At 59.9% G+C, this 12,292-nt stretch carries 7 protein-coding genes and 1 pseudogene; 3 read left to right on the plus strand and 5 right to left on the minus strand.

The window, feature by feature from the left end; genetic code table 11:
* The first annotated feature begins 292 nt into the window (after positions 1–292).
* On the plus strand, positions 293–928 hold the full coding sequence (locus FJ398_19860) for a DUF1080 domain-containing protein (protein ID MBM3840177.1): 636 nt from the start codon (positions 293–295) through the stop codon (positions 926–928).
* A 76-nt stretch (positions 929–1,004) separates the two neighbouring features.
* Here FJ398_19860 and FJ398_19865 read toward each other — a convergent pair whose 3' ends face one another.
* The 3 genes from FJ398_19865 to FJ398_19875 all read right to left on the minus strand — a co-directional run bounded on the left by FJ398_19865 (position 1,005) and on the right by FJ398_19875 (position 5,466).
* Positions 1,005–1,145, minus strand: coding sequence for a PIN domain-containing protein (locus FJ398_19865; protein MBM3840178.1), 141 nt, complete (start codon positions 1,143–1,145; stop codon positions 1,005–1,007).
* A 357-nt stretch (positions 1,146–1,502) separates the two neighbouring features.
* A complete protein-coding gene (locus FJ398_19870; protein ID MBM3840179.1) occupies positions 1,503–3,590 on the minus strand; it encodes a S46 family peptidase in 2,088 nt (695 codons plus the stop codon).
* A gap of 550 nt (positions 3,591–4,140) precedes the next feature.
* Positions 4,141–5,466 (minus strand): hypothetical protein, encoded by a 1,326-nt coding sequence (locus FJ398_19875; GenBank protein ID MBM3840180.1) that lies wholly within the window; start codon positions 5,464–5,466, stop codon positions 4,141–4,143.
* A 443-nt stretch (positions 5,467–5,909) separates the two neighbouring features.
* On the opposite strand from FJ398_19875, the pseudogene FJ398_19880 reads away from it, so the two are divergent.
* Together FJ398_19880 and FJ398_19885 are read left to right on the plus strand one after the other, a co-directional pair.
* A pseudogene (locus FJ398_19880) lies at positions 5,910–6,776 on the plus strand (esterase family protein).
* Between the two features lie 1,421 nt (positions 6,777–8,197).
* Positions 8,198–9,049 (plus strand): hypothetical protein, encoded by an 852-nt coding sequence (locus FJ398_19885; protein ID MBM3840181.1) that lies wholly within the window; start codon positions 8,198–8,200, stop codon positions 9,047–9,049.
* 239 nt (positions 9,050–9,288) lie between these two features.
* On the opposite strand, the gene FJ398_19890 is transcribed toward FJ398_19885, so the two are convergent.
* Together FJ398_19890 and FJ398_19895 are read right to left on the minus strand one after the other, a co-directional pair.
* Complete coding sequence (locus tag FJ398_19890; protein ID MBM3840182.1) at positions 9,289–11,079, minus strand: hypothetical protein; 1,791 nt, start codon at positions 11,077–11,079, stop codon at positions 9,289–9,291.
* Positions 11,080–11,235: 156 nt separating this feature from the next.
* Entirely contained in the window at positions 11,236–11,964 is a 729-nt protein-coding gene (locus FJ398_19895) for a hypothetical protein (protein MBM3840183.1), read from the minus strand.
* Positions 11,965–12,292 lie beyond the last annotated feature (328 nt).

Here is a 12,292-nt window from a genome sequence, read left to right on the forward strand (position 1 = left end):
CGATTTCGCTTTCTGGCTTCGTTTCTCCTCAGTCGCAGAGCCCTGGCTATGCTCCTTCGTCGTGCCTCGCCAGAAAGCGAAATCGCCTCCAGCAAAACCGGAATTTATTTTTGCACAGACCCTTAACCGGCAGGCCGGAAAGCCTGCCCTACAACGCCAAGGTTCCGACATGCACGGAGAAGTGAGAAGCACCGCCTGACGCGGTTACTCGAAATTCCTCTGGTGTTTTCGGGCTGCCGTGGAATGATTCGCGGCGATCACTCGCAACGTAACTGAATCAATTCTCAGCGTTATGAAATCTATCCTTCATTTTCTGACCCTTGCCTTCTCCATCTCGCTGGCCTGCGCCGCAGACAAGGGGAAGCCTGTCTCCCTCTTCGACGGCAAAACTTTCAACGGCTGGGAAGGCGACACGCAAAAGACCTGGCGGATCGTGGACGGCGCGATCGTCGGTGGAACACTGAGCGAACGCGTCCCGCGCAACGAATTCGTCGCCACGAAACGCAGTTACACGAACTTTATCCTGCGTTTGAAATTCAAGCTCCTGGGCACGGAAGGCTTCGTGAACGGCGGCGTCCAGATCCGGAGCCAGCGCGCCACCAATCCGCCCAACGAAATGATCGGGTACCAGGCCGACATCGGGGATGGCTGGTGGGGCGCGCTTTATGACGAGACGCGCCGAAACAAAGTGCTGACGAAGCCGGAAGCAGGCGTGGTGGAGAAGATCCTCAAGCGCAATGAATGGAATGACTATGAAATCCGCTGCGAAGGCAAGCGCATCCGGCTTTCGATCAACGGGACGCAAACGATCGATTACACCGAACCGGACGACAGCATCCCGCAGCACGGGTTAATCGGTTTGCAGGTCCACGGCGGAGGGAAGACGGAGATTTCGTACAAGGAGATCACGATCGAAGAATTGCCGTAAGTGCCGCAACAATGTCTGTTCGCAGAAATGAACTCCGACACCGGCGGGTTCCCAACCTGACAGGCGGAACATTAGATTACTCGCGATACTCTTCGAAGAGTTCATGAGTTCCGGCCATCTGATACTGTCGGCGGGCGAACGCCACCAGACAACGGTAAGAATCAGTTCTGAAGAAGAGACCGGCCAGGACAACAGACGTGTCCAACACAGCGATCATGAACTGGGGGATCGACGGACCCGCACGGCCCGTATCGACTCGGCCATCAGTTTCTCCGCTTCGGGGCTGATGTGTTTCGGTCCATGTGCTCCAGCGACCCTGAACGCGTCGCGCAGCTCTCGCTCAGTGGGAGGGGAGATGGGAGTGAGGTAGAGTCCATCAGCAACCGGTGTGACACAAACAGTCGCGCCGGGGTGGATTCGCATTTGCTCACAATACTGCTTAGGCAAGAGGACCTGTCGCTTGCTCGTCACGCGCACAGGAGTGCTCATGACCAAAGTATCGCCTTGCTTGAGCCAGGAGGTCAAGGACCCGTTCGGATCAGTCGGCAGAACTCGGCAGAGGCGTCGTCGCGAATCAACGCTGGCGTGTGATCTCATCCGCCAGCTTGCCGGCGTCGTAAACTCTGCGCAGGGCTTCAACAATCGACGACGAATGCACGGAAACGGCCCGGGCCTGGGCGTCGGTGTAGCCGTAGTCCAGCACGAGGGATTGGATATTCCCATCGAAGATCAATCCGACGACCTCGGCATTGCGGTTGATCACCGGGCTGCCCGAATTGCCGCCGATGATGTCGGCGGTGCTCACGAAGTTGAATGGCGTCGCCTGATTCAGCCGGCCCTTCCGCTTGATCCAGGTTTGGGGAAGATCGAATGGCGGTTTGAATTTCTGATCGGCCGCGCGCTCGTAAAGTCCGGCCACCGTCGTTTGGAAGGGCACGCGGCGTCCGTTTTCCTCGTAACCCTTGACCGCGCCGTACGCGAGCCGCAGCGTGAAGGTGGCATCCGGATAGGATCCCGTTCCGGACAGCGCGAATCTGACCTTGCCGATTTGAGCGTAGGCCTGCTGCTTGATTTCAGTTTGTGTCTCAATGACCTTGCGGACCGCGCGCGCGTCGGCGTCCACCAGTCGTGCCAGTTCAAGCATCGGATCACGCGCGGCATCCACGGCGGATTTGCCTTCGTGGTAGAGTTTCTTGCGCGTGGCGACGTCCTTGACCTTCGATTCGCGGATGAGTTCGGCGGCTCTTTGCTGGGGAGATTTGCCGGCCAGGATTTTCTGAGCCAGTTCGTGCTGGCGCCCCAGTTGCTCGGAAAGCCACGTCAGCGAGTCCGCAAGCTTGAGTTGCTCGAAGTCCTCATAAATCGGTTCCTCGGAGAAAAGCTGGAATTCCAGCGATTCGCGCCCGGACTCGACGAATTCCCGCAAGCGTTCGCCGTTGGGCTTGGGGCGCTCGTCAGCCGCGCGGAGCAGCGTTCTCGCGATGTCGAACAGCTTGCTGTTGAAGCCGAGGCCAGCCTCCAGGAAATTGAATCGCTGCGCATTCTCGCGAATAATCTTTTGCGCCTGTTCGATGCGATCCCAGGCCGCCACTGGGTCTTTGAATTGAGGATTAGCCGCCGCGAACTCGCGCAGCTTGCGCTCCTCGGCCTGCTTGGCTCCCATCAGCGCCGGGTCGAGCAGTCCGCCCTGCATCCCCCGGAGCGCCTTGCGGCTGTTCTGCACGGAAAACAGATCTTCCTTGGCCCGGCGCGCGTTCTCTTCGCTGCGCGCGCTGTAGGCGGTCAGGACGACCTCGGCGCGATACAACCGGGCCAGGGCATTCGGCAGCCGCACGTCCCGGTGATATTCCAGTTCCGCGACCGTGAGGAGGCGGCTGGTTCGGCCCGGATGGCCTGAAACAAAGATCAGTTCGTTTTCGGCGGCGCCGGCTTTGCTCCATTTCAAATAATGCTGAATTTTGGCCGGCCGGCCATTTTCGTAAGCGCGGAAGAAGGCGGCGTCGAGGTCGAAACGCGGATACTCGAAATTGTCCGGGTCGCCGCCAAAGAAAGCGATCTGCTGTTCGGGAGCGAACACGAGGCGGACGTCCGTGTATTTCTTCAAGCGATAGAGGTGATACTTGCCGCCCTGGAAAAGCGTCACCACATCGCTGCGCAGGCCGGTCTTGTCGAGCGATTCCTTTTCAATTTCGGCCATGACCTTGCGGCGGGCGAGGAAGGCCTGTTCGGCGGTCATGTCCGGCTTCACGACGGCATTCACGCGGTCCGTGACGTCGTCAATGCTCATGAGAACGTTGAGTTCGAGGTCGTGGCATTGTTTCTCCTCGGCGCGGGTCTTGGCGTAAAAGCCGTCGCGGTAGTAATTGTGATCTTTGTCGCCGAGTTTCTGGAGGCAATCTGCCGCGACATGGTGGTTCGACATCACCAGGCCGTCTTCGGAAACGAACGAGCCGGAGCCGCCGCTGTTGAAGCGCACGGAAGATTTCTGGACGTGTTCGAGCCAGTCGTCGGCCAGCGTGAAACCGTATTTGTCCTGGATGAGTTTTCGGGGCGGGTCATTGAAGAGCCACATGCCCTCGTCGGCGCGCAGAATGGTTGCGGCGCAGGTAAGCAGGCAACCGAGGACAATTGGATGGATGCGAGAATGCGGGTGGGTTTTCATTGGATTCGGCGTGTTGTCAAGATTCCTGTGCGTTGGACCGAACGACGTGTTCTTTCCCCACCCTGGCCCTCTCCCCAAGGAGAGGGTTTTGCCGGGTGCGGGTCTTCCTTTTGATCAGGGCGTGTGAATCCCTCTCTCGAAGGGAGAGGGCGGGGGTGAGGGGAAAGGGAACGCAGAGCCACCCGGAACTCAGAATTGGCAGAGGCGCAACCCCAGTGCGGAGCAGGGCACACTCCAGACTTCGTTCATAGGGAGCCATCACGATTTCCGAACCGCGCATTGGGATCGTGAACCCACCCCTTCCCCTCCCAGGAGGGGACCTTCATTCGACGTCGCAGCGTCCAGTTCCCCTCCTGGGAGGGGCGACGAGGTGGGTTGGTTCATGGGTTTCAGAACCATGCACGCGGCCCATGAGCCTGAGACCGGGCGGACCGCAGCCTTCAGGCTGCTTCCGCGCGCTCTCCGTAGTCCAGCCTGGAAGCGGCCTAAAGGCCGCGGTCCAGAGGAATTGTTCATGGGAGGATCGGTAGGCACATCCCACCTGGCTGCTCTACGCGCCTTTGCCAACGCAAAACAGCTTCTTGTTCGTCCGAATGTAAAGCTGGCCGTTCGCAACCGCGATTGAGGACCGGATCTCGTTGTCGCCCTGCTCGCCCATCGGGATGGTGTTGAGGACCACGCCCTTTTCTGCGTCCGCGACGACGACGTCACCCCCGAAGTCCATGAAGTAAATCTTCCCGTCGGCCACGGTGGGCGAGGATTCGAGCTTCTTGCGGCCGGGCAGTTCGAGGGACCATTTGATGCTGCCGGTTTTGGGATCGACCCGGAGGAGCGTTTTGCGCATGTCGCCGAGAACGATGAAGTCGCCCTTGTAAAACGCCGGGGTGGGCACGTCCGAAGACAACGTTCGCTGGGTTTCGCTTTTCCAGGCGATGGCTGAATCATCCAGCGTGCCTGAACCATCGGCCTTGATCGCGTAAATGGGATCGCCCTTGGGCGCGCACGCCAGAACGATGCCGTTGCCCGCGACGGGAGAGGGCACGAGCCGCCAGTGGCCGATCCGGGACGGGTTCCATGTGCCCCAGCGCCACAACTCTTTGCCTGTTTCCAGGTCGTGCGCGGTCAAATCGTCGCCGCCCGCAACGAGCAATTGTTTGCGGCCATTGAATTCATACGGGATGGGAGTCGTGAACGCTTCGCGCGATTCGGCCACGGCCTGGCTGGGCCGCACTTCACGCCACAACGTCTTGCCGGTGGCGGGATCCATCGCCAGAAGATACGGGTCGTTGGGGGCATCGCTGCGGCCGCGTCCGCTCACGGGCACGTCGCGTTGCAGCACCTGCAAGTAGAGCTTGCCGGCGTGAAGCACCGGCGTGCTGGAGAACGTCCAGAGAAACGCGAAATCACCGTAGTCCTTCTGAATATTGCGCGACCAGAACTTCTTGCCGGCCAAGTCGAAGGCGACCAGTTCACCGTTGCCGTAGAAAAAGACGACCAACTTCCCATCCGTGGCGGGCGAGGGCGAAGCGAACGTGCTGCGATTGTCTCGTTGCATGATCTCGCCCGTCTTGTGCTGCCAAAGAATCCTGCCGGTTTTGCGGTCGAGGCAAATGGCCTGGAGCGATTTGGTGCTGAGGTCGGTCGAAGAGACGAACACCCGGTCCTCCCAGATGATGGGCGTGGCGGCGCTGGGGCCGGGCAGGTCCACGCTCCAGGCGAGGTTGTCCGTCTTGGACCATTTGACGGGGAGGTTTTGTTCATCGGAGGAGCCGTTGAAGTGAGGCCCGCGCCATTGCGGCCAATGGGCAGCCGAGGCGCTTGCGGATAGCGCAATGGATGCGGCAACGAGGACGGAACAGCGTGCAAGGTACTTCATAGTGTTCTTCAGATTTCTTGATTCGGGATTCGGCACGGGGAATATCCTGAAAAACCAGGAAACCTGGAAGCGAAAAGTGGTTCATCGCTGTTTTCAAGCGCTGCGTCGTCGATTCCTGAATGTCACCTTCCCCTCATTCTCAGGGAAAGAATTTGCCGAAAGCATTTCGCACGAGAACTTCTGAACCGATTTCTTAACCGCGGATTTCGCGGATGGAGAAGGGTTTGATCGGCGTCATCCGCGTTGAGATCAACCTCCGCGCCCGCCTCATCGAACGCGGCGATTCGATGCTCCCTCTCCCCAAGGGCCCCAAGGGAGAGGGCTGGGGTGAGGGGAAGGTGATCCCCAACATCCGGAAGGTAGCCATAGAAAGCAGCGAGGAATCCGCAAAGCCGCATGAATGTTCCCTTGACCGAACAAAAACCCTCAGGAGAATCGCCGCTATGAAATCCTCTTCCGCTCCCGCTCTTATCTCGTTGGTTTTATTCTCCCAAGCCTGGCCGATTTGCGTCATAGCCGCGGACAATTATCAGCTCGGCCCCGAATCGACCGCACGCGCAGCCGGTGTCCCGGCCGGACGTGTCGAGAAGTTCGAGTTCACCGGCTCGAAAATCTTCGACGGCACACGGCGGGATTGCTGGGTTTACATCCCCGCGCAATATGACGGCTCCAGGCCCGCCGCGCTGATGGTTTTCCAGGATGGCGGCGGTTACGTCAGCACGAACGGCCATTCCCGCGTGCCGGTCGTGTTTGACAACCTCATCGCCAAAGGCGACATGCCGGTAACGGTGGGGTTGTTCATCAATCCAGGCGTTCGAGGCGAAGGCACGCCGGGCCGCAGCAATCGCAGCTTCGAATACGACTCACTCGGCGACGCCTACGCGCGGTTCCTGATCGAGGAACTGATTCCGTTCGCGACGAACAAATTCAATCTCAACCTGAGCAGCGATCCCAAACTCCGGGCGATTTGCGGCATGAGCAGCGGCGGCATCTGCGCGTGGACCGTGGCGTGGGAACGGCCGAATCTCTTCGGCAAAGTGCTCAGCCAGATCGGCAGCTTCACGAACATCCGCGGCGGGCACAACTATCCGGCGTTCATCCGCAAGACCGAGCGCAAGCCGATCCGCGTTTTCCTTCAAGACGGCGCGAACGACCTCAACAATCTCCACGGCAACTGGCCGCTGGCGAATCAAGAAATGGCGAGCGCGCTGGCGTTCATGGGTTACGATTTCAAATTCGAGTTCGGCGACGGCGCGCACAGCGGCAAACACGGCGGCGCGATCCTGCCCGACTCGCTGCGCTGGCTCTGGGGGCCAGAACTTGCGGAGCTGCCCAAGCCATTGACCAAAGACAATCTGGGCGGTGACGAAGCGCTTTCCAAAGTTTTGACCGACGGCGGCAAACCCGGCGATTGGGAACTCATCGGCCAAGGCTATGGCTTCACCGACGCCGCGTGCTCGGACGCCGAAGGCAATTTCTATTTCAGCGATTTGCCAAAAGCGACGCTCTACCGCGTCGGCGTGAACGACTCAAAGCCCGTCGTCTGGCTGGAGAACGGGCCGAAGATCAGCGGCATGAAGTTTGGCCCGGACGGCAAACTTTACGCCTGCGTGCAAGGCGTCGGGACGAACAACGTGAAAAGCATCGTGATGATCGATCCGCAGACCAAGGCTATCGCCACCGTCGCGACCACAGTCCAGCCCAACGACCTCGTCGTGTCCAAAGCGGGGTGGATTTATTTCACGGATACGGCGGCGGGCGCGGTTGTGAAAGTTCCCACCAGCGCGCGCGGCATGCCGCGTCCCCCGGTCGTCGCGGGCGGGATCAACAAACCGAACGGAATTTCGCTGAGCGCAGACCAGCAGGAACTGATCGTCAGCGAATATGGCGGCACCAATGCCTGGAGTTTTCTGATCGCGGCTGACGGCTCGCTTCGCGCCGGCGAAAAGAACATGGAATTGCGCGCGCCGGCGAGCCGGGCTGACAGCGGCGGCGACGGCATGACGACCGACGAGAGAAGCCGGTATTACGTCACGTCGCACCTGGGCATTCAGATGTTCGATCCGACGGGCCGGATGGGAGGCATCATTTCGAGACCGCAAGAGAAGGGCACCGTGAGTTGCGCGTTCGGCGGGCCGGACCGCAGTTATCTCTATGCGTGCAGTTCGGACAAAGTTTATCGCCGCAAAACACTGACGAAGGGAGCCATTTTTGTCCGGTGAACAAGAGCTTCAGTTCGTCCAAAATCGTCCCGAGCCACGACGATTTTCCACGCCGCGTAGTGGCTCTGTTCTCCGGCATTCCCTCTCCCTTGAAGGAGAGGGATAGGGTGAGGGTGAAAGCGTTGGACAAATCAGAGAGCTTGGAAAGCTTCCATGGCCTCCAAGCCGTGCACACGACCCATGAACTGGTAAGGACGCGTTCCACCCTGGAATTGTCCTTCCGATCGCAGAATAGAGTCAGGACGGAGTGGAATCCGTCCCTGCCAAGTTCATGGGAAGTACGGGCGCTTCTCCCTCACCCCGACCCTCTCCCGCTGGGAGAGGGAGAACAATGACTGAAAACGGCGAGACACTGGACGTGTTCCAAACACGTCGATCGGCTCGCCGGGACGGACTCGCCCTACCCGCTTCGTGGTCGCGTTGCACTTTCCTGATTCAATCACAGTGGTGAATTGTTCGAGGGATTGGCCTGGGCCTATCCGCACCTTGCCGCGAATCTGCAATCCGAAGTGAAAACCTTTCTCGCCAACGAATGGGGCAAGCACCCGCCCTTTTCCAAATCCGCTTGGTACGCGCTGAAGGAAGGCGAGCGCAGAGAGCTTTTCTGGACGCCGGATGAAGTGCGATCCCGCCTGGGCCAGGACAAACCGCACTATGCGTTTGGCAACTTGCACTCTGTCTGGTTCTACGCCGAGCGCTGCGGCGAGTGGGCGCAGGTGCTGGAAGCTTGGCCGCAAATCAAGGCCGGCTTCGACGACTTCGCGAAAACCGGGTGGCGGCTCGATTCGGCCAAAGGTGATTTGCACGCGAACCGTTATCTTGCCTCGCTGCTGGCTTTCGCGCGCATCGCGGAACGCGCGAAAGATGTCGCATCCGCAGAACGCGCCGGCGCGCTGGCTTCCGAAACTGGCGAAGCCTTGGCTGCGTGGTGGAAGCGCGCCGCGGCGGGCGGCACGTTGACGAATTTCAAAGGATCATCCGAGCTGGACCCGTTCATTGGCCAAGGCGACGCGCTTTCGTTTCGCGTCGCGCCGCACCGGCACAAGGTCGCGTTGTTTCGCGATCTCACTCCGGAAGTGGCCTGGATTCTACGCGCAAAGGCCTCCGAAGCCGTTGCCACAGTCTGGTCCACGTTCGAGACCCTTTACGCGACGTGGCCGTACGTTGGGGAAGAACGCCAGGTCCACTTTGGGGAAAACTTTGTCGATCCGCCCGACCTGGCCCTGAGCGCCTTCGAGACGCTGGCGTGGTTAAGGAACGCGACGCGGGATGAACTCGCCCGCCGCATCGACCTCCCGTTTTGCCGGGCCGATCTCTCCTACGTGACCAAGCTGGTCGTGGCCTTGGAAGCGGGCGACTAGGCTGAACGTTGCGGTGATTCAGTGACCTGGGGAGCACACGCGCCCTCGCGTGTCACGACTGCGCCCTCGCCAGTCGGAGCGTCGTTCAAACTGTGGCACGAACTGGGATGGTTCAGTCTGATGGAACATAGTCGGCGAGGGCGCCGACTAAAGCACGCGAGGGCGCGTGCGCTCCCCATCCGACTGAACTAGAGTGCGACTCTGTTGTCTCCGTTGACTCCTGTTGGAAATTAATCGTGCTACGGCTTGGTAGGACGCGGACGGGCGGCGGGCTTTGTCTGCACCACGGTTGGTCGCGCCATGTTCCCGGTTCGATCTACCGCGGCGACCGCCACAGCGTCCGGAAAGGGTCTTGAACTGAGTTTCGTCCAGGTCCGCGAAGCTTGCCGGCCGGGCAGAATCTCAGTGGTCCACGTTCCGCTATTCTTGAACTGCAGCACCCAGAGCCAGGCCGGTTCCGGGCCCGCGACCGCCCAACCTGCTTTTAGTTCCCCGCCGTTTGCACTCGGGTCGAGCCGGACCGTCGCCTCGGCCGGTGGTTTGTCGTCCAGCCACGGCGAGGCGGGAATGAGGGCGGGCAGCGCGTAACTGTCTTTCGCCAGCGCGCCGGACAAACCGCCCGCATTCGTCATCAGACTGTTCATGTGCCAGTGAATGTGGCCGGTGACGCCAGGTTCCCTCCGCGCCAGCCGAATCTGCTCCACGATTTCCTCCTTGCGCCAGCCGTGTCCGACGGCGGCCGACTTGCTGCCGGGCCACACGTGCCGCTTCTTGGTGTTTTGATCGGCCCACCAATGAAGCAGTGCCGTGTAACTGTGCTCGGGCGGATGGATCGGCCAATACAACTGGGGCGCGAAGTAGTCGCACCATCCGCTGGCGAGCCATTTCCGGGAGTCCGCGTACGTGTCTTCGTAGGCGTCCATGCCCGTGATTTGCGCGGGGTGTCCCGGACGCCAGATGCCAAAGGGACTGATCCCAAACTTGACCCAGCGTTTCTCGGCCTTGATCCGCTGATAGAGGCGCTGGACGAAATCATTCACATTCTGCCGGCGCCAATCGTTCCGGCTCAGTTTGCCGCCGCTGGCTTTGTATTGGCTCCAGGTCGCGTCGTCCGGAAAATCGAGCCACTTGCCATTAGAGCCTTTTACCTTGTACGGATAAAAATAGTCGTCGAGGTGAACGCCGTCGATGTCGTAGCGGCGCACCACATCCAGAATGGCGGTCAGGGAGAATTCCTGAGCGGCTTTTTCGCCCGGATCGAGCCACAGCATTTTGCCATAGCTCCGAATCCACTTCGGATGCGCGCGGCTGACGTGATTGGACGAGACGGGTGACTTTGCGGAGGAATGCTTTGCTCGAAACGGATTGAACCACGTGTGCAGTTCCAATCCGCGCTGGTGCGCCTGCTCAATCGCGAAGGCGAGCGGGTCATAGAATGGATCGGGCGCGCGGCCCATCTGGCCGGTCAGATATTCGGACCACGGCTCATGGGGCGAAGCATACAGAGCGTCGCACGCCGGTCGGACCTGCAAGATGACGGCGTTGAGCCTGAGCTGCGATGCCTTGTCGAGCAAGGCCGCGAGTTCCGCCTTTTGTTGCGCGGAGGACAAGCCGGGTTTTGACGGCCAATCGATATTCGAGACCGAAGCGATCCAGGCGCCACGAAATTCTCGGAAGGGTGGGGGAGTCAATGAAGCGGACTGCGTTTGTGCGGAACTGTGGATCGGGAACAGGCTGGAAAGGAGAATCGCCAGCGCTGTGAACCGCCTTAGCCATTGTCCTACGACGGCGACACCGCTTCCCCCTCCTTGGGGAGAGGGCCAGGGTGAGGGGGAAGGAAGCGAGTTTCGACCCGATGCATTGGATTTGTCGGGCACGCCAAACCGGTACCCGGCGTCCGCCCGGTCGGAGCGTCGTTGAAACCCTCTCCACGAAGCAGGTAGGGCGAGCCTGTCCCCAGCGAGCCGAGTCGGACGTGTTCCACGCACGTCAAGTGGCTCGCCGGGACGGACTCGCCCTACCTGCTTCATGGGCCGAGTGCAGGTCTGGGAGGAACAGGAGGCGCCCAACCAAACGACATTTTCAAAAAACAAGGGCGACCCTGTGCATTGAGGGCCGCCCTGTCTTTCCTTTGGATTCACCGTGTCTGGTGTTCGGCAGGAGAAAATCAAATCAATCCGCGAAGGTCATTCGCGTTGCGCCTCCCATTCCCGGGTGCGCTTTTCACCATCGGTTTCAAATTCAACGGTGCCTTTGATCTGCGCGGCGGCGAGCTTTCCCTTGGACTTGGCGACGAATTTCGCGCCGTCCCGCTCGATGGTGGTTTGGAACGTGATCTCGTCGCCGTTGAGCCGCCCGTTTTCAATTTCGACGGAAAACTCGCCGCCCGAAATGTTCCCGGTGAGCTTTTCGCCCTCGAGTTTGAGCTTCAGAGTGGCCTCCATCTTTTCGCCGTTCGAACGCGGCATGCTCCATCTCCAGGTGCCCGTGGGATCGAGCTTGGAGGGTTCGCGTTTGGCGTTCCAATCGAACTTCTGATCGCCGTCTGCGATGACCACCGATCCTTTAATCCGATCGCTGTCGAGTTTGCCTTCGTATTTGAGCGTGAAAGTCTGGTCGTTGATTTTTCGGAGGACCGTGAACGAGACGTCTTTGCCTTTGAGTTTGCCTTCCTGAATGGAAATTTCGCCAAATGAATTCTCTCCAATGCGGCTGTTGTAGGCGCCCGAGAGTTTTTCCCCGTCTTGCTTCAAGACCACCTGGGCGTTGATCGCTTGGCCATCCGGAGTCGTCACCGTCCATTTCCAGGTGCCCGCAGCGTTGGGTTTGTCAGTTTGGGCGGAGAGTGTCGGAGCGAGGAAGCCCATTAAAGCGGCCACGCAGATCAGTGCGCATCGGCAAGGTTTGGTTTTCATATCGGGTTTGACGCTGAAGATTGGATTTTGGTTAGCGAAAGCCTTTTTCAACCGTGTTGCGCGAGAGTAGCGGGAATCTCAACGTGGTCAAGCCCGGTGAGACCGGTGAGCCCGGTGCAGCAGTTCTGTCCATGAACCTCGGAGCGCCAGTCTAGTCTCCGATCCGCCCGATTCTCAAGCCGCACCGATGCGTGCCGGGTCGGAGACCGGGTTCATGGGCGCACTGCGCGCACAGGTTCGAGGAAGTCGCATTTTGCCATACGCGCATGAACCGAAAACCGTGCGGACCGCAGCCTTCAGGCTGCTTCCGCGCACTCTCCGGAGTCCA

The sequence above is a fragment of the Verrucomicrobiota bacterium genome, assembly GCA_016871535.1.
In the GTDB taxonomy this organism is placed as follows: Bacteria; Verrucomicrobiota; Verrucomicrobiia; order Limisphaerales; family SIBE01; genus VHCZ01.